The 17387-nt window shown below is 69.4% G+C and carries 19 protein-coding genes; 9 read left to right on the forward strand and 10 right to left on the reverse strand.

Annotated features, from left to right (window positions below; translation table 11 throughout):
* Positions 1-12 precede the first annotated feature (12 nt).
* The 8 genes from K6K41_RS19725 to K6K41_RS19760 form a co-directional block, all read right to left on the reverse strand.
* Positions 13-942: an ACP S-malonyltransferase gene (locus tag K6K41_RS19725; protein ID WP_261401907.1), complete on the reverse strand. Its 930-nt coding sequence runs from the start codon at positions 940-942 to the stop codon at positions 13-15.
* Positions 936-1544 (reverse strand): malonate decarboxylase holo-ACP synthase, encoded by a 609-nt coding sequence (locus K6K41_RS19730; protein ID WP_261401908.1) that lies wholly within the window; start codon positions 1542-1544, stop codon positions 936-938. Before K6K41_RS19730 ends, K6K41_RS19725 begins: the two co-directional genes overlap by 7 nt.
* The gene (gene mdcE / locus K6K41_RS19735) at positions 1541-2347 is read right to left on the reverse strand and encodes a biotin-independent malonate decarboxylase subunit gamma (protein ID WP_261401909.1); all 807 of its coding nucleotides are present in this window, start codon (positions 2345-2347) and stop codon (positions 1541-1543) included. The genes K6K41_RS19730 and mdcE overlap by 4 nt, the downstream gene beginning before the upstream one ends.
* Positions 2344-3186, reverse strand: a complete 843-nt coding sequence (locus tag K6K41_RS19740; RefSeq protein WP_261401910.1) for a biotin-independent malonate decarboxylase subunit beta — start codon at positions 3184-3186, stop codon at positions 2344-2346. The genes mdcE and K6K41_RS19740 overlap by 4 nt, the downstream gene beginning before the upstream one ends.
* On the reverse strand, positions 3183-3470 hold the full coding sequence (locus K6K41_RS19745; RefSeq protein ID WP_261401911.1) for a malonate decarboxylase subunit delta: 288 nt from the start codon (positions 3468-3470) through the stop codon (positions 3183-3185). Before K6K41_RS19745 ends, K6K41_RS19740 begins: the two co-directional genes overlap by 4 nt.
* Positions 3470-4441, reverse strand: a complete 972-nt coding sequence (locus tag K6K41_RS19750; RefSeq protein WP_261401912.1) for a triphosphoribosyl-dephospho-CoA synthase — start codon at positions 4439-4441, stop codon at positions 3470-3472. The genes K6K41_RS19745 and K6K41_RS19750 overlap by 1 nt, the downstream gene beginning before the upstream one ends.
* A 3-nt stretch (positions 4442-4444) precedes the next feature.
* The gene (mdcA, locus tag K6K41_RS19755; protein ID WP_378145013.1) at positions 4445-6094 is read right to left on the reverse strand and encodes a malonate decarboxylase subunit alpha; all 1650 of its coding nucleotides are present in this window, start codon (positions 6092-6094) and stop codon (positions 4445-4447) included.
* Between the two features lie 144 nt (positions 6095-6238).
* Entirely contained in the window at positions 6239-7591 is a 1353-nt protein-coding gene (locus K6K41_RS19760) for an SLC13 family permease (protein ID WP_261401913.1), read from the reverse strand.
* Between the two features lie 253 nt (positions 7592-7844).
* Between K6K41_RS19760 and K6K41_RS19765 the strand changes: the two genes are divergently transcribed.
* Positions 7845-8564, forward strand: coding sequence for a GntR family transcriptional regulator (locus K6K41_RS19765; protein WP_261401914.1), 720 nt, complete (start codon positions 7845-7847; stop codon positions 8562-8564).
* 3 nt (positions 8565-8567) lie between these two features.
* Here the strand turns inward: K6K41_RS19765 and puuE are convergent, their stop codons facing one another.
* Positions 8568-9482: an allantoinase PuuE gene (gene puuE / locus K6K41_RS19770; protein WP_261401915.1), complete on the reverse strand. Its 915-nt coding sequence runs from the start codon at positions 9480-9482 to the stop codon at positions 8568-8570.
* A 7-nt stretch (positions 9483-9489) separates the two neighbouring features.
* Positions 9490-10158 carry a TetR/AcrR family transcriptional regulator gene (locus K6K41_RS19775; RefSeq protein WP_261401916.1) on the reverse strand — a complete coding sequence of 223 codons (669 nt, stop codon included), beginning with the start codon at positions 10156-10158 and terminating at the stop codon, positions 9490-9492.
* 190 nt (positions 10159-10348) lie between these two features.
* Between K6K41_RS19775 and K6K41_RS19780 the strand changes: the two genes are divergently transcribed.
* From K6K41_RS19780 to K6K41_RS19815, 8 genes are all read left to right on the forward strand, one after another.
* Positions 10349-11023: an aspartate/glutamate racemase family protein gene (locus tag K6K41_RS19780; RefSeq protein ID WP_261405795.1), complete on the forward strand. Its 675-nt coding sequence runs from the start codon at positions 10349-10351 to the stop codon at positions 11021-11023.
* Between the two features lie 147 nt (positions 11024-11170).
* A complete protein-coding gene (locus tag K6K41_RS19785) occupies positions 11171-12625 on the forward strand; it encodes an NCS1 family nucleobase:cation symporter-1 (RefSeq protein ID WP_261401917.1) in 1455 nt (484 codons plus the stop codon).
* A gap of 109 nt (positions 12626-12734) precedes the next feature.
* Positions 12735-13736 carry an allantoicase gene (gene alc, locus K6K41_RS19790; RefSeq protein WP_261401918.1) on the forward strand — a complete coding sequence of 334 codons (1002 nt, stop codon included), beginning with the start codon at positions 12735-12737 and terminating at the stop codon, positions 13734-13736.
* Positions 13733-14227 (forward strand): ureidoglycolate lyase, encoded by a 495-nt coding sequence (locus K6K41_RS19795; protein ID WP_261401919.1) that lies wholly within the window; start codon positions 13733-13735, stop codon positions 14225-14227. Before alc ends, K6K41_RS19795 begins: the two co-directional genes overlap by 4 nt.
* Before the next feature lie 347 nt (positions 14228-14574).
* The gene (locus tag K6K41_RS19800) at positions 14575-15312 is read left to right on the forward strand and encodes a transporter substrate-binding domain-containing protein (RefSeq protein ID WP_378145047.1); all 738 of its coding nucleotides are present in this window, start codon (positions 14575-14577) and stop codon (positions 15310-15312) included.
* Between the two features lie 34 nt (positions 15313-15346).
* Complete coding sequence (locus K6K41_RS19805) at positions 15347-16021, forward strand: amino acid ABC transporter permease (RefSeq protein WP_261401921.1); 675 nt, start codon at positions 15347-15349, stop codon at positions 16019-16021.
* On the forward strand, positions 16018-16677 hold the full coding sequence (locus K6K41_RS19810) for an amino acid ABC transporter permease (RefSeq protein WP_261401922.1): 660 nt from the start codon (positions 16018-16020) through the stop codon (positions 16675-16677). The genes K6K41_RS19805 and K6K41_RS19810 overlap by 4 nt, the downstream gene beginning before the upstream one ends.
* Entirely contained in the window at positions 16655-17383 is a 729-nt protein-coding gene (locus K6K41_RS19815) for an amino acid ABC transporter ATP-binding protein (RefSeq protein ID WP_261401923.1), read from the forward strand. The genes K6K41_RS19810 and K6K41_RS19815 overlap by 23 nt, the downstream gene beginning before the upstream one ends.
* The last annotated feature ends 4 nt before the right edge of the window (positions 17384-17387 follow it).

Below are 17387 nucleotides of genomic sequence, written 5' to 3' on the forward strand. Positions count from 1 at the left end.
TGCGCGGAGCCGTCAGTCCGCGCTGCGGACCGCGGCGAGCCTTGCAAGCGCCGAGATATCCGCGCCGTCGAGCGAAACCACCTCCGCCGCCTCGATCGCTTCGGCCGTGAGGTCGCGCAGGGTCGAGCCCGGCGGGGCCTCGAGCGCGGTCCTGACGCCGAGCTCCCCGAGCAGCTGCGCGGCGTCGCGCCAGCGAACCGGCTCGGCGACGTTTGAGGCGAGATCCTCGCCGATCGCGTCTGCGGCGCGGAGCCGGCGGGCCGTGCGCGCGCTCACCACCGCGATCGCAGGCGCCGAGAGCGCGACCTGCGCGATCGCAGCGCGCAGGCGATCGGCCACGGGCGCGACCAGCGGAGAATGAGAGGGCGTGGCGACCGCGAGCCGCTCGGCCTTCCGCGCGCCGCGCTCGAGCGCGAGCTCGGCGACCCGCGCAAGCGCGGCGTCGGCGCCCGAGACCACGATCTGACGTTCGGCGTTGCGGTTGGAGACGTAGAGCTCCCCGGCGGCTCGCGCCTCGTCGACGAGCCGCGCCACCGCCGCCTCGCGCAAGCCGAGGATCGCGGTCATGCCGTAGCCCTGCGGGTGGCTCTTGGCCATCAGGCCTCCGCGCAGCCGGACCAGCTCGATCGCGTCCTGGAACGACAGCGCTCCGGCCACGACCGCGGCCGGAAACGCCCCCACCGAATGACCCGCCACCACGTCGATCGGCGCGCCTTCGGCCAGTAAGGCGCGGCCCGCCGCGACGCCCGCGATCGTGAGCGCGAGCTGCGCGCCGTCGGTGCGCGACAGCGCGTCGGCGTCGTCGAGCGAGCGCCAGTCGCGGCCGAGGATCGCCGCGGCCTCCTCACGCGCGTCGTGAACCGCGCGGTGGTCGGGCAGGCCCGCCAGCATGCCGGGCCGCTGCGATCCCTGACCCGGAAAGAGCAGCGCGGTCTTCAGCACGGCCCGGTCCAGAGCGCGCCGCGCCGCGCGAGCCGCGGCCCCTCCCGCGTGCGCAGCAGGACGCTTTCGACGTCCGAGAGATACTCCTCAAGCGCCGCCGCGCCTGCGGGCGCCTCCAGCAGGACGTCGACGCGCAACGGCGCGCGCCGCGCCGCCGCCGCGAGGCCGGCGAGGACGCCGTCGCGCGGCGGAGCGCGGAGGCGCAACACGAGGTCGAGGTCGCTGTCGGCGGTGAGCGCCGGACGGCCGGTCGCAAGCTCGAAGCCGGCCGCGCCCGCCGGTCCCCAGCCGCATCCGACGTCGTCCAGCGCCGGCCGCAGCGCCGCCATGGCGTCGAAGGCGCTGTGGGCGCGCGGCGGCGGCCGGTCCGCGAGATCCTCGGGGCCGAGCGTCTCGACGACCGCAGTGGTTGGGACATGGGCCGCGAACCGCTCCGACCGCGTCGCGCCGCGCACGCCGACGGCGATGCGGCCGCCGGCTTCTCCCGCGCGCCGCGCCACCACCCAGGGCGTCGCTGCGAGCGCCGCCGCGACCCAAGCCGGCGCCGCGGCTGCCTCGACGGCGGTCGGCGAGGCGAGCCGGAGCAGGTCGTGCGGCCTCACCCCCATTGCGCCGCGAGCGCCTCGCGCACGCGGATCGACGCCGTCCGGTTCTCGCGCGCGGCCTCGGACGTCAGGCGGCTCGACAGGTCGCGCGGACCCTGGCGCGCGTCGGCGATCGCTGCGGAAATGCGCTCGGCGACCTTCGCGACGTGGTCCGGACCCGGCGCGTCGGCGTCGACGCCGCCGATCAGCTCGTGCACCAGGCCGAGCTTCGCGAAGGAGCGGACGTCATAGGCGAGCGGCAGGATCTCCTCGCCGAGCTTCTCGAGCTGCTCGACGGTGCGCTTGGTGACGCGCGCGGCCGCCTGCTTGCCCATGGCGTGGATGGAGACGCCGGGATCGTCGAGCGCGAGCACCCGGTTGGCCTGATAGCCATGCGCGAGGAAAGCGCCGGAGAGCGCCCGGCCGACGATGAGCGAGACCACTGGACAGCCGGCGAGGCGGGCGCTGGCGTAGGCGTCGGCCGCCGCCGCGCAGGCGAGGTGGATGCCAAAAAGCTCCTCCGCGCGGCCATAGGCCTGGCTTGGGACGTCGACGACCGCGAGCACCGGCCGCGTCTCGCCGCCGAGAACCTCGCGGACCCGGGCCGCCACGCCCCAGCCTTCGTCGAGGCCGACTTCGCCCTCGCGGGCGCGCGGAAACCGGTTTTCGGGATCGGGAACCACCGAGATGATCCGCACGCTCTCGCCGCCGATCGGGGCGTCGGCCGCGAGCACGGAGGGCGGCCCGCCTTCGAGGCGCGCGGCCTCGCCGGCGAGCGCGTCGAACCAGGTGCGGCCGCGGCTTGTCGGAACGGCGCTCATGCCTCGTCTCCCTTCCAGACTTGGCGCAAAGCCGGGCCTTCGGCGCGCGCGGGCAGGCGGTCGAGCCGCGCGCGCCAGAAGTCGATCCGCTGGCTGTTGTGCTCGCGCGGCGCGCCCGCCTCGAAGGCCGCGCGCACGGCGGCCGAAATCGCTTCGGCGTCATCGGCCACGAGGTCGTCGGCGAGGCCGACTGCGTGGCGCTGCTCGCCCCCCGTGAGGCTCCAGATCAAAGGCCGGTCTCGGCTGTCTAGCTCGTCGAGGCCGGCGTTCTGCTCGATGACCTCCGGGCCGTTGAGCCCGAGCCGCGCCTGTCGCGTCACGATCAGTCGGCTCATCAGCCCGGCCGTGATGCCCATGCCGCCGAAGCAGCCGATCATGCCGGCGATCACGCCGACGACGGGCGTGCGGCGGCGAAGAGCGACGACTGCGGCGTGCACGTCGGCCATGGCCGCGAGGCCGAGATTGGCCTCCTGCAGCCGCACGCCGCCGGTCTCGAAAACGAGCACGGGCCGGATGGGCCGGCCGGCCTCGCAATCCTTCAGCGCGAGCTCGAGCGCTCCCGCGATCTTGGCGCCCGATACCTCGCCGGTGGAGCCGCCCTGGAACGCGCCTTCGATCGCGATGGCGACCGCCGGCGCGCCGCCGATCGTCCCGCGCGCCGCCACGACGCCGTCGTCGGATTGCGGGACGACGCCCTGGCGGGGAAGCCACGGCGACTCGATGCGGTCGAACGGGCCGAGCAGCTCTCGGAACGAGCCCGCGTCCAGCAGCGCCATGGCGCGGGCGCGGGCGTTCAGCTCGACGAAGCTGATGCGGTCGAGGAGGGCGGGGCGGGTCATCGGCGGGCCTCCTCGAGCGCCTGGGCGAGCCGCAGCGACACGACGCCCGGCGTCGCGCCGAAATCGTTGATCTCGATCTTCGCGGCGATCGGGTTGCGGGCGAGGAAGCGCTCCAGCGTCGCGCGCCAGATCATGCCGAAGCCGTCGACGCTGGTGCGCACCGAGACCACGGTCTCGTTCGCGGGCTCCATCAGGACCTCGAGATCGCCGGAGCCCACGACGCCCACATGCGCGCGACCGCCGATCGGCGCGTTTCCGGAGAAGCGGAGTTCGAAGCTTTCCATCAGGCGTCCTCTCCCTTCGGATCGAGCGCGTCGAGCAGCAGCGCGGCGGCGAGCATGTCGGCCGCGCCGCCGGGCGAGGCGTTCAGCGCCAGCAGGCGGCGGTCGAGCGCCTTCGCCGCCGCCATGCCGTCGGGCGTCCCGGCTCCGCCGGCGGCGAGCGCCGCGCGCGCCCCGAGCCGGGCGATCCTGAGCGCCCTGAGGCCGCCGCGGTGGAGCAGGCAGGTGTCGTCGAGCGTGGCCATCACCGTGAGCAGCCCGTCGAGCCGGGCCGCGGCCTCGGGGGCGCCCTGACGGCGGGAGGTTCGCAGGGCGCGAAGAGCCGTCGCCGCATGCGGAAAGCCGGCCGCGGCCTCGCCGCGCGCGCCCGTCACGCCATAGGCCCGGCACGCGCGCGCGCCGTTGAGGTCCAACGGCCGAGCGGCGCTGTCCTCGAATCGCGCGATTGCGCCGGCGGTCTCGCGGATGTCCGTCGCGGAGGCGGCGGGTCGCATCGCCGCGGCCGCGACCAGCAGTCCGAGCGCCCAGATCGCGCCGCGGTGGGTGTTTGCGCCGCCGGTCGCGGCGAACATCGCGGCCTCGCCCTCGCGGCCGACGGCTGCGAGCTCCTCGCGCAGCGCCTGCGAGGGCTCGCGCCCCTCCGCCGCCCGCGCCAGCGCCGCGAAGGTCGGCCGCAGCGCCTCGGCCGAGGCGAGGAAATGGGAGAGCTCGACGTCTGCGTGCGCGCCCGGTCCGCGGGCGTCCACGAGGCCGGGCTTGGGGGTGAGAGACGCCTCCGCGATCAGCGCGGAGGCCGCGAGGTCGGCGAAGAGCTGAGAGGAACTGCGTGCTTCGAGACGCGCGCCCGTGGCGCGCTCCTCAGCATGAGGGACGGGGGAGGGGCTCCAACAGTCCTCATGCTGAGGAGGCGCGAAGCGCCGTCTCGAAGCACGCGCTGCGCCTCGGCTCGCGTCCCTATCAAGCAGGTCGCTCATCGCTCAAAAGCTCCTGAACTTGGCGGGCGGGCGGTAGAGGCCGCCGGACCAGTCGACCAGATCCTCAATGGTGCGGGCCGCGAGCAGCGAGCGTTTCGCCTCCGCGGGATCGACGCCGAGATCCTCCGGATAGGCCACGAGCCCCTTGGCGCGGAGGTCGTCGGTGCGGCGCGCGTCGTGCCGCAGGCCGATCGGGCTCACCCCCGCCACGGCTGCGATCGCGGCGCGGCGCTCGTCCTCGTCCGCCGCGAGATAGAGATAGGCGACGCCCTCCTCGGTCACGACATGGCTGACGTCGTCGCCATAGATCATCACCGGCGCGATCGGCATGCCGGCCGCCTTGCCGACGCCGACGGCGTCGAGCTCCTCCACGAAGGTCGGCACGCCGCCCTTCTGGAAGGTCTCGGCCATCTGCACGACGAGCTTCTTGCCGCGCGCGGTGGGGGAGGGGTCGGTCTTCATGTCGAGCCAGGCCTTGCTGGCGTGGCGGCGCCCGCCGGGATCGTGGCCCATATTGGGCGCCCCGCCGAAGCCTGCGAGGCGCCCGCTGGTCACGGTGGAGGAGTTGCCGTCGCCGTCGATCTGCAGCGTCGCGCCGATGAACATGTCGACCGCGTATTGGCCCGCGAGCTGGCAGAGCACGCGATTTGACCGCAGCGAGCCGTCACGGCCGGTGAAGAACACGTCGGAGCGGGCCGCGATGTAGTCCTCCATGCCGACCTCGCCGCCGAAGCAGTGCACGCTCTCGACCCAGCCGCTCTCGATCGCCGGGATGAGGGTCGGGTGCGGGTTGAGCGTCCAGTGCTTGCAGATCTGGCCTTTCAGCCCGAGCCGCTCGGCGTAGGTCGGCAGCAGCAGCTCGACGGCCGCGGTGTTAAAGCCGATGCCGTGGTTGAGCGAGACGACGCCGTGGCGTTCGTAGACGCCGCGGATCGCGAGCATCGCCATCAGGATGTGCTGCTCGGTGATGAGGCGCGGGTCGCGGGTGAACAGCGGCTCGATCGCGGCCGGCCGGTCGGCCTTCACCACGAGGTCTACCCAGTCGCCGGGAATGTCGACGCGCGGCAGTTCGTCGACGATTTCGTTGGCCTGCGCGACCACGATCCCGCCGCCGAAGGCGCAGGCCTCCACGATGGTCGGCGTGTCCTCGGTGTTGGCGCCCGTATAAAGGTTGCCGCGCCGGTCGGCCTTCTCGGCCGCCACCAGCGCGACGCGCGGCGTCAGGTCCACGAACATGCGGGCATAGAGCTCGACATAGGTGTGGATCGCGCCGACCTCGAGCTGGCCGTCCTCGAGCAGCTGCGCGACGCGCAGGCTCTGCGGGCCCGCATAGGCGAAGTCGATCTTCTTTGCGACGCCCGTCTCGAACACGTCGATCTGCTCCGGCCGGGAGATCGAGGAGATCAGCATGTGGAGGTCGCGCACCTTCTCGGGCGAGACCTCGGCGAGCGATCGGGAGAGGAAGTCCGCCTGCTTCTGGTTGTCGCCCTCGAGCGCGACCCGGTCGCCGGACCGCAGGATCGCTTCGAGCGCCTCGACCATCCTAGCGCTGTCCAGAACCTTGCCGTCCGCGAAGGCGGACGCCGCGCGAAGCCGCTCGAGCTTGTTGTCGCGGCGGGCGGTCCAGGAGCGGGACGCGGTCATTTCGGGCATTGAACCCAACCTTTCCGGATAAGGCTCGTCATGCCCCGGCTCGTCCGGGGCATCCACAGTTCGGCTGGCGCGGCGATCCGTGATCGGGCGTCATCCCCCGGACGAGCCGGGGGATGACGCCATGTCTTGAACCGTCGCTCATCCTCACAGCACCACGAACAGGAACCAGACCACGAAGGGCGCGACGATCGTGACGAGCGCTCCGTAGCTCAGCAACTGCCTGAAGAAGCCGTCGCGCGAGCCCTCGGGCGCATTGGCGAGCACCAGCGCGCCGTTGGTCGAGAACGGCGACACGTCGACGATGGTGGAGGACACCGCCATGGCGGCGATGAAGCCGATCGCGCCGACGCCGGAATCGCCCTGGAGGAAGGGCACGGCGAGCGGGATCAGCGAGCCGAGCACCGCGGTGGAGGATGCGAAGGCCGACACCACCGCGCCGATCAGGCAGAGCAGGAGGGCTGCGGTCAGCGGCGAAGCGAGGCCTGCGACGCCGTCGGCCACGTAGGAGATCGTGCCCATCTTCTCCATCACGCCGACGTAAGTGCTGACGCCCGTGATCAGCACGATCTCGGGCCACGTCACCTGCGCGACCGCCTTGCGCTGGAGCGTCGGGGAGACGAGCGAAAGCGCGAGGCCGATCGCGATCGCGCAGAAGCCGATGTCGAGGTTGAAGCCAAGCGTCAGCACAGCGAGCAGCAGAATGCCGGCGAGCGTCAGGATCTGGTACTGCCGGTTGTCGGCCATCGGGTGGTCGACCTTGCGGTTGCTCGCGATGTCTTCTTCGGCGAGCAGCGCCTCGGTCTCGGCGTCGCCGTAGCGCTCGGGCGTCTCGGGGCTCCGGGCGTAACCGCCGGCCGGGGCGCCGTTCGCGCCCGCCGGCTCGAGCCGCGCGCCGAACAGCTTGCGGCCGCCGAGCGCGATGAACAGCAGGACGGCGACGCCGGCGTTCACCGCGAAGCTCGCGAGGAACGTCACCATCGGCTCGAGCGGCAGCCCCGCCTTGGAGACGACGCCGTTGGTGATGCCGCCATAGATCGAGATCGGCGAGAAGCCGCCGGCCTGCGCCCCATGAATGACCATGAGGCCCATGAGCAGCGGCGAGATGCCGTATTTGATGGCGAAGCCCAGCGCGATCGGCGCGATGATCGCGACCGCGCCCGGCGACACCGCTCCGACCGAGGTCAGGGCGGCTGCGACGAAGAACATGATCCACGGGATCGCCGCGACCCGGCCCTTAACGGCGCGCACCGCAAGCCGCACCAGCCAGTCGATCGTGCCGTTGGTCTGGGCGATGGCGAACAGATAGGTGATGCCGACCAGAGTCAGGAACAGGCCGGTCGGGAAGAAGCCGAGGATCGCCTTGGTGGTGAGGCCCGCCACCAGCGTCCCGAGCAGGAACGCGCCGGTGAAGGCGATGACGCCCATGTTCACCGGCAGGATCGTGGCGACGACGAACATCGCCGCGAGGCCGAGGATCGAGAGAAGTTCAGGCGACATGGCCGGCGCTCCTCCTGCGGGAGTTCCGAGCGTCGGCGAAAGGCGAGCGGGCGCGAGCCGGCGCCTCGCGCCCCGGGGGCGCGGCAGCAGGCGTTCTCATGGCGGTTCCTCTGCGGTGCAAGGCCGTTTTCGGCTCTCGTTGACGCCCATGGAACGCCCGTGGGAATACGGTGTCAACCTTTTTGTATACAAGAAATTCGGTTGTGCATTTTCGGAGCGCACCCTAGGCTGGCGCAAAAGAAGACCGCGCGACATGACCGGCGTTACGAAACCGAGAGCCGAGACCACGCCCGAGCCGATCGCTTTCGCGCCCGGCGCAAGACGCGCCGACGCGCTGCGGGTCGAGCTCGAAAACGCGATCGTCACCGGCGCGTTTAAGCCGGGCGACCGGCTCGACGAGCAGTCGCTCGCCGACCGGTTCGGCGTGTCGCGCACGCCGCTGCGCGAGGCGCTCGGTCAATTGGCGGCGACCGGCCTCGTGACCCTTCAGCCCCGTCGCGGAGCCTTCGTGGCCTCGCTCGGCTTCCGCGACATCATCGAGCGGTTCGAGACCATGGCGGCGCTCGAGGCGATGGCGGGGAGCCTCGCGGCGCGGCGGATCGACAGCGCGGGCCGGCGCGAGCTCGAGACCTCGCTTGCGGCCTGCCGCTCGGAAGCCGAGCGCAGCGACAGCGACAGCTATTATCTCGCCAACGAGCGGTTTCACCACGTCATCTACGCGCAGGCCCACAACGGCTTCCTGGGTGACGAGGCGCGCAGGCTCCATCAACGCCTGAAGCCTTACAGGCGGCTGCAGCTGAGGGCGGGCGCGCGCGTCGCGGTCTCGCTCGCCGAACACGAGCGCATCGCGGCCGCGATCCTGGCGGGCGATCCCGCGGCGGCCGAGCGCGAGCTGAAGACCCACATCCTCGTCCAGGGCGACCGGCTCAACGATTTTCTCGCGGCCTTTGAGCGCCAGGGCCGCGACGACTGAGCTTTATGCGGGCGGGGGCGCCTGCGAGGCGAAGGAGCGAGCGATGTCGATGCGCCGGGCGACCCACGCCTTCTCATGCGCGGCGACGTGGTCGAGGAACTTCGCGAGCCCTCCGATCCGCCCGGGCTTGCCGATCAGCCGGCAATGCAGCCCGATCGACATCATGCGGGGCGTCGTCTCGCCTTCGGCGTAGAGCGCGTCGAAGCTGTCTCGCAGGTAGTGGAAGAAGTGCTCGCCCGTGTTGAAGCCCTGGGGCGTCACGAAGCGCATGTCGTTGGCGTCGAGCGTGTAGGGCACCACGAGGTGCGGCCGGTCGACGACGCGGCTCCAGAACGGCAGGTCGTCGCTGTAGTCGTCGGCGTCGTAGACGAAGCCGCCTTCCTCGGCGACGAGGCGGCGCGTGTTGACGCTGGTGCGGCCGGTGTACCAGCCGAGCGGGCGCTCGCCGCAGATCCGGGTCTGGATCTCGATCGCGCGCTCCATGTGCTCGCGCTCAACGTCCTCGGGCACGCCGTGATAGTTGAACCAGCGAAGCCCGTGCGAACAGATCTCGTGGCCGTCCCGGAGCGCGACCTCGGCGACGCGCGGATTGCGCTCGAGCGCCATGGCGACGGCGAACACAGTGATGGGCATGCGCCGTTCGCGAAACAGCGACAGCAGCCGCCACACGCCGACGCGCGAGCCGTATTCGTAGAGCGACTCCATGCTCATGTGCCGCGCGCCCGGATAGGGCAGGGCCCCGACGATCTCGGAAAGGAACGTCTCGGAAGCCGCGTCGCCATGCAGCACCGAATTCTCCCCGCCCTCCTCGTAGTTCAGCACGAACTGGACGGCGACGCGGGCGTCGCCCGGCCAGCGAATGCGCGGCGGCTGCGGGCCGTAGCCGATCAGGTCGCGGGGATAGGCCGGCGTCGTCATCGCGAACTCACTCGTCGAGCGGCAGGCCGAGCCCGCCGAACACGAGCTGCGTGATGGTGGCCTTGGCGGCGTCGTAATCGGGCTCCTCGAGCCGGCGGCGCGTCTTCATGATCTCCATCTGGGAGGAGAAGTCCGCATAGGCCTGCGTCATCGCCCAGATGCAGAAGAACAGGTCGACGGCGCTGATCGGCTTGATGAGGCCAAGGCTCCGCCACTCCTCGACGGCCTTGACCTTTTCGAGCAGCAGCGGCGTCGAGACCTTCTCGATGAACTCGCCGATGAAAGGCGCGCCGGAGATGATCTCGTTGGCGTAGATCCGCGACAGGGAAGGATTGTCGCGCGAGAAATCCACCTTGCGGTGAATGTAGTCGCGCAGCACCTCGCGCAGGTCTCCGGACGCGCCGAGAGTGTCGATGTCGCGCGCCCATCTGTTCATCGCGCGCTCGAGGATCGCCCGGTAGAGATCCTCCTTGTCCTCGAAATAATAATAGAGATGCGCCTTGGCGACGCCGGCCCTCTTGGCGATCAGCGCCGTGGTCGCGCCGCGCAGCCCGAAATTGCCGAACACGAATTCGGCCGCGTCCAGGATCTTGTCCTCGACGTTGATCTCATGGGTCGGGCGCTTGGCGCGGCGGGGCGCGAGGCGGATCTGGAAGAGCTTGTCTTGCGCGGTCATCGGCGTTCGGCGGAGAAAGTCCGCCGCTTGAATATCAGCTTTTGGACGCCGTACGAGTAGGACCTCGCATCCCGAAAGGCGCCTGACCGATTGTTGAAGGGAGAGAAGAGCTTGGCCGAACCCGACGACGAGCGTGGGGGCGACGCGCAAATGTCGCGTCAACGTCATCAACCCCAACACCACGGCGTCGATGACCGAGGTCATCGTCGGCGCCGCGCGGCGGGCGGCCGGCCCCGGCGTCGAGATCGTCGGCCGCACCTCGGCCTTCGGCGCGGCCTCGATCGAAGGCCATTATGACGAGGCGCTGTCGGCGGTCGGCGTGCTGAAGGCGGTGGCGGAGGGCGAGGCGCAAGGCTGCGACGCGCATGTGCTCGCCTGTTTCGGCGATCCCGGCCTGCTCGCCGCCCGCGAAATCGCGACCGGCCCGGTGATCGGCATCGCGGAGGCCGCGTTCCGGGCCGCGAGCTTCGTCTCGACCCATTTCAGCGTGGTGACGACGCTCACCCGCACCAAGGTGATCGCCGAGCATCTCGCGCTCGTCTACGGGGCCGAGCGGGCCTGCCGGCGCGTCCGCGCGGTCGACGTCGCGGTGCTCGAGCTCGACGATCCGGCCTCCAACACGCGCGGCCTGCTGGTCGCCGAATGCCGCCGCGCGCTCGAGGAAGACCACGTCGGCGCGCTGGTGCTCGGCTGCGCAGGCATGGCCGATCTCGCCGAGGATTTGAGCAGGGAGTTCGGCGCGCCGGTCATCGACGGCGTCGGCGCGGCGGTGAAGTTCGCCGAGGCGCTGGTGAGCCTCGGGCTGAAGACCTCGAAATATGGCGATCTCGCCCATCCGCTGCCGAAGGCGCGCACGCCTTTCTGACAGTTGCGCAGGCGTTCCCCCCGGCTACAATCTTGACCGGTCGTTCAAAAAAATTGAGCGACCGGTCAGCTTTGGCATGCGGGTTGCTCCGTGGCCTTCGTCTTTCAAGCGCGCGGCGAGCGCCGCCGGAACAGAGGGGGCAGGAATTTGACTGACGCACAGGTCATCGGCGCCGGCGGCCCGGCGGCGCCCGTTTCGAGCGGCTCCGCCCACGGCTCCAACACCCTCAGTCCGGTCACGAGCGAGGAGAAGAGCTGGGGCTGGTTCGCCATCTTCAACATCTGGGCGAACGACATCCAGTCGCTGTTCGGCTACTCGCTGGTGGCCTCGCTGCTCATCTCCTACGGGGTGAGCGGCTGGACCGCTTTCGCGGCGCTGATCGTGGCGGGCCTTCTGGTGATGGTTCTCGTGAACCTCTCTGGAGCCGCCGGCGAGCGCTACGGCATTCCTTATCCGGTGCTGGCGCGCGCCAGCAAAGGCACGCAGGGCGCCAAGCTCCCGGCGCTCCTGCGCGCGATCGTGGCCGTGTTTTGGTATGGCGTGCAGGTCTATTTCGCCTCGACCGCGCTCGCGCTGCTGATCTACTCCGTCTTCGGCGGCGCCGGCGGCGCGAAGCTCCTCGGCATGACCGCCATCGACTGGTTCAGCTTCTTCGTCGTCTGGGCCTTCCACATCTTTATCTTCTGGCGCGGCATGGGATGGGTCGAGACCTTCCTCAACATCGCCGGCCCCTTCGTCTACGTTGTGATGATCGGCCTCGTGGTCGTGCTCTGGATCGAGGCCGACGGGCAGCTTCTCTCCAAGGCGCAGACGATCTTCGCCAATCCGAACGCGACCGCCTGGACCGAGTTCTCCGGCTTCATCGCCATCATCGGGACGATGATCTCTTACTTCGCCGCGGTGCTGAACTTCTCGGACTTCTCGCGCTACGCCAAGGACAAGCGCGCCATGATGCTCGGCAACCTTGCCGGCCTGCCGTTCAACATGATCCTGTTCTCGGCGCTCGCCCTGCTGACGACCGCGGGCGCGGCGGTGGTCTATGGCGAGGCGATCACCAATCCGACGGTGATCGTGGAGAAGACCAACAGCGTCACCTTGAGCATCATCGCCGCCATCACCTTCTTCGCCGCGACTGTCGGCATCAATCTGGTGGCGAACTTCATCCCCTCGGTGAACGGCATCGCGAACCTCGCGCCGTCCAAGATCAGCTTCCGCATGGCCGGAATGATCACGTCGGCCTTCGCGCTGGTGATCGGCGGCTTCTGGACATCGTTCATCAGCGAGTTCGGCATCTCGGGCTTCGTCAACACCCTCGGCGCGACCCTCGCGCCGGTCTACGGGATCATGATGGCGGACTACTACTTGCTGCGGAAACAGAAGCTGGAGCGCGACGACCTCTACAATCTTCAGGGAGGCCGGTACCACTACCGCAAGGGCTGGAACGACGCCGCCATGATCGCTTTCGGGATCGGCGCGGTGTTCGCGATCGCGACGGTGTGGATTCCGTTCCTCTCCGTCCTGTCGGGCTACGCCTGGCTGCTTGGCGCGGCGCTCGGCGGGCTGGTCTACTACAACCTCGCCAAGCGGGGGTTCGAGGTCTGACGTCGGCATGAGGTTCGGCGGAGACGTGCAGTCTCCGCCGGCCCGAGCCTCGACAGGCCGGCGCGCCACGTGATAGGCGCGGCGTCTCCCCACGAACCGCCAGACCTCGATGCTCCGCGATCCGTCCGCCCCCGATTTCATCTACGACTACGTCAACCTCGCCTCGCCGCTGATGGGCGCCGAGGCCGTGGTGGTCTCCGACGAGTTCTTCGCCGACAAGGCCCGTATCCTGCAGGATCAGCCCGCCGTCTTTCTGCCGGAGGCGTTCGACGACCACGGCAAGTGGATGGACGGCTGGGAGACCCGCCGGCGCCGCGACGGCGGCAACGACTGGCTGCTGATCAAGCTCGGCGTCCCCGGCGTGGTGAAGGGCGTCGACATCGACACCTCGCACTTCACCGGCAACTACCCGCCGGCCGCGATGCTGGAGGGCTGCTTCAGCCTGACCGAGCCCGACCCGAACGGCCGCTGGCGCCCGCTGGTGCGCACCACGCCGCTCGGGCCCAGCGCCCATCATTATGTCGGCGTCGCCGACCCCGAGCCGGTCAACTGGTTGAAGCTGTCGATCTTCCCGGACGGCGGCGTCGCGCGGCTGCGCGTCCACGGCGTGCCGTTCCGCGAATGGACCGAGGCCGAGCGCGGCGGCGAGATCGAGCTTTCGGCCGCCAAGAACGGCGGCCGCGTCATCGCATACAACGACGCCCATTACGGCAACGTCCAGCGCATGCTGGCGGCGGGCCGCGGAACCAATATGGGCGACGGCTGGGAGACCCGCCGGCGCCGGGAGCCTGGCAACGACTGGATGATCGTCGCGCTCGCCGACCCCGGCGTCATCGAGCGCATCGAGGTCGACACCGCGCATTTCAAAGGCAACTTCCCCGACCGTTGTTCGATCCAGGCCGCGCGCGTCGAGCAGGGCGCGCATCAGGCGCTCATCACCCAGTCGATGTTCTGGCCGGAGCTGATGACGCCCCAGAAGCTCTCGGCCGACGCCATCCATTCGTTCTCGGGCGGCGACATCTCGGCGCTCGGGCCCGTGAGCCACGTGCGCTTCAACATTTTTCCGGATGGCGGCGTCTCGCGCCTGAGGCTCTTCGGCCGCCTCGCATGAGCGCATCCCGCGCTCTTGTCCCAGAGCCTTTGACCAAGGCGGCCTTCGCGCCGTTTGGCGAGGTGATCGAGACTCAAGGGGCGCAGACGCGCGTCATCAATGACGGGTTCGCGCTCCGCCGCCATGCGCTGGCGACCGTCGAGCCGGGCGAGGGCGGGCGCGCGATCCTCTCGATCTTCGACGCGACCCGCCGGCCGTCTCCGATCGTGATCGACATGCTGGAGCGCCATCCGCTGGCGAGCCAGGCGTTCTTTCCGCTCTCCGAGCACGACTGGCTCCTGGTGGTGGCCGAGGGCGGGGACGCGCCCGACCTTGCGACGCTGCGCTGCTTTCGCGCGAGCGGGCGGCAGGGCGTGAACTACGGCGCCGGCGTCTGGCACTTCCCGGTGCTGATCCTCGTCGAGGCGCAGAGTTTTCTCGTGGCCGACCGCGAGGGGCCGGGCGCGAACCTCGAGGAGGTCCGGTTCGAGGCGTTCAAGATCGCGCTGTAGAATCCGAACCACCACCGCCGCCGCCATGCCCGCGCCTTGGCTTGTCCGGGGGCATCGACGCCAGATCGCTGACCGACATGCGTCGGACCAGTGGATGCCCCGGACGAGCCGGGGCATGACGAGGCGTTGGGTGCAGCCGAAGTCCGCCAGATGAAATCTTAGGCGCCTGCGCGATCGGCATGCGCGCTCCGTCACCCTACTCACCGTCCGGCTGCGCAAATATCCGCTGGTACGCCTCTTGCGTGATCGGTTTCGTCGCCCGGGCGGAGATCCGGGCCCGGAGACCGATCATGCCGTTCCTGACCCGTCGCGCCGTTGTCGCAGCCTTCGCAGCTCTCGCCGCCGTGATGGTCGGCGCGCCGCATAGCGCTCGCGCCGAACTCGCCGACATCACCACGCGCGGGACGCTTCGGGTCGCGGTGCCGCAGGACTTTCCGCCGTTCGGCAGCGTCGGGCTCGACATGACCCCGCAGGGCTATGACATCGACGTCGCCAAGCTCATCGCCGAGAAACTCGGTGTGAAGATCGAGCTGACGCCGGTGACGAGCGCCAACCGCATCCCGTTCCTGCAGACCAACAAGGTCGACCTCGTCATCTCGAGCCTCGGCAAGAACCCGGACCGCGAGAAGGTCATCGATTTCTCGACCGCCTACGCCCCGTTCTTCAACGGCGTGTTCGCGCCCGACAACGTCGCGGTCACCAAGGTCGAGGATCTTTCGGGCAAGACCGTCGGGGTCACGCGCGGCTCGGTCGAGGATCTGGAGCTCACCAAGATCATCCCTGCCGACGCCACCGTGAAGCGCTACGACAACAACAACGGCACCATCTCGGCCTTCCTGTCGGGCCAGGTGCAGGTGGTGGCGACCGGCAACGTCGTGGCCGCCGCCATCATCGAGAAGAACCCGCCGAAGAAGCCGCTGCTGAAGTTCCTCATCAAGAACTCGCCCTGCTTCGTGGGCATGAACAAGGATCAGCCGAACCTCAAGGCCAAGGTCGACGAGATCATCGCTGCCGCCAAGGCCGACGGGACGATGAACGCCATCGCCCAGAAGTGGCTGAAGACCGACCTGCCGAAGGACCTCTGACGACCGTCGACGCGTCGCGACCGGGGGGCCGCCAGTGGGTTATGTTTTCGACTACAGCTGGATCGGGGAGTATTCCGGCGTCCTGCTCAAGGGGCTCTGGCTCACCGTCTGGCTGATCCTCGTCGGCGCGACCTTCGGCGTCGCGCTCGGGATCTTCTGCGCCTGGGTGAGGGCGCTCGGCCCCAAATGGGCGCGGCCGATCGTCGGCGCCTATGTCGAGCTGATCCGGAACACGCCGTTCCTGATCCAGCTGTTCTTCATCTTCTTCGGCCTGCCGTCGCTCGGCGTCCAGATGGGCGAGACGCAGGCCGCGCTGCTCGCGATGATCATCAATCTCGGGGCCTATGGCTGCGAGATCGTGCGCGCCGGCATCCAGGCGACGACCAAGGGCCAGTTCGAGGCCGGCTGGAGCCTGGGGCTCAGCCGGATCGAGACCTTCCGGCACGTGGTGCTGATCCCTGCGCTCCAGCGCATCTGGCCGGCGCTCTCCTCGCAGATCGTCATCGTGATGCTGGGTTCGGCGGTCGTCTCGCAGATCGCGGCGGAAGACATCTCCTACGCGGCGGACTTCATCCAGTCGCGCACCTTCCGTGCGTTTGAGACCTACATCGTCGCGACGCTGATCTACCTCGCGCTGGCGATTCTGCTCCGGCAACTGCTGAAGGGCGTCGGCTGGGTGCTGTTCCCGAAGAGGAGCGCCGCCCGATGATGGAATTCTCCACCTGGGACATCGTGCGCAACCTGCTGCTGGCGGCGCGCTGGACGATCGTGCTGTCGCTCGTCGCCTTCGCGGGCGGCGCGACGGTCGGACTCGTCATCCTGTTCCTCCGCATCTCGAAGCAGAAGGCCGCGCGCGTCTTCGCCGGCGGCTACATCGAGCTCTTTCAGGGCACGCCGCTGCTGATGCAGCTGTTCCTGTCGTTCTTCGGCCTGTCGCTGCTCGGCGTCGAGGTCCCGGCATGGCTCGCGGCGAGCGTCGCGCTCATCCTGTGGACCGCCTCCTTCCTTGCCGAGATCTGGCGCGGCTGCGTGGAGTCGATCCCGAAGGGGCAGTGGGAGGCGTCGGCGAGCCTCGGCATGGGGCGCTTCGAGCAGATGCGCCACGTGATCCTGCCGCAGGCGCTCACCATCGCGATCCCGCCGACGGTCGGCTTCTCGGTGCAGGTCGTGAAGGGCACCTCGCTCACCTCGATCATCGGCTTCACCGAGCTCGCAAAGGCCGGCCAGGTGCTGACCAACGCCACCTTCATGCCCTTCACGGTCTACGGCTTCGTCGCGCTGATCTATTTCGCGCTGTGCTTCCCGCTGTCGAAGTCCAGCCAGTTCCTCGAGAGGAAGCTCAATGTCGCTCATCGAGATCACTGAGGTCCGCAAGAGCTTCGGCGACAACGAGGTCCTCAAGGGCATCGACCTGAACGTCGAGCCGGGCGAGGTCATCGCCATCATCGGCAAGTCGGGCTCGGGCAAGTCGACGCTTCTGCGCTGCATCAACGGGCTCGAGACCATCAACGCCGGCTCGATTCAGGTCGCGGGCGCGCAGCTCGCGACGGACGAGCTTCACCTCAAGGCGCTGCGCCTCAAGGTCGGCATGATCTTCCAGGGCTTCAATCTGTTCCCGCACAAGACCGCGGGGCAGAACGTCATGCTCTCCCAGATGGTGGTGAAGAAGACGCCGAAGCCGCAAGCCGAGGAGATGGCGAAGAAGATGCTCGACCGCGTCGGGCTCGGCCACAAGTTCGACGCCTATCCCGACCAGCTCTCCGGCGGCCAGCAGCAGCGCGTCGCGATCGCTCGTGCGCTCGCCATGCAGCCGGTGGCGCTGCTCTGCGACGAGATCACCTCGGCGCTCGACCCCGAGCTCGTGCAGGAGGTTCTGGCGGTCGTGAAGGAGCTCGCCTCCGAAGGCATGACGCTGCTGATGGTCACCCACGAGATGCGCTTCGCCCGTGACGTCTGCTCGCGCGTCGTCTTCATGCATCTCGGCCGCGTGCACGAAATCGGCCCGCCCGGAGAGGTGTTCGGAAACCCGAAGACGCCCGAGCTCCGACAGTTCCTCGGGCAGACGCACTGAGGCG

The sequence above is a fragment of the Chenggangzhangella methanolivorans genome (assembly GCF_019797865.1).
In the GTDB taxonomy this organism is placed as follows: Bacteria; Pseudomonadota; Alphaproteobacteria; order Rhizobiales; family Methylopilaceae; genus Methylopila; species Methylopila methanolivorans.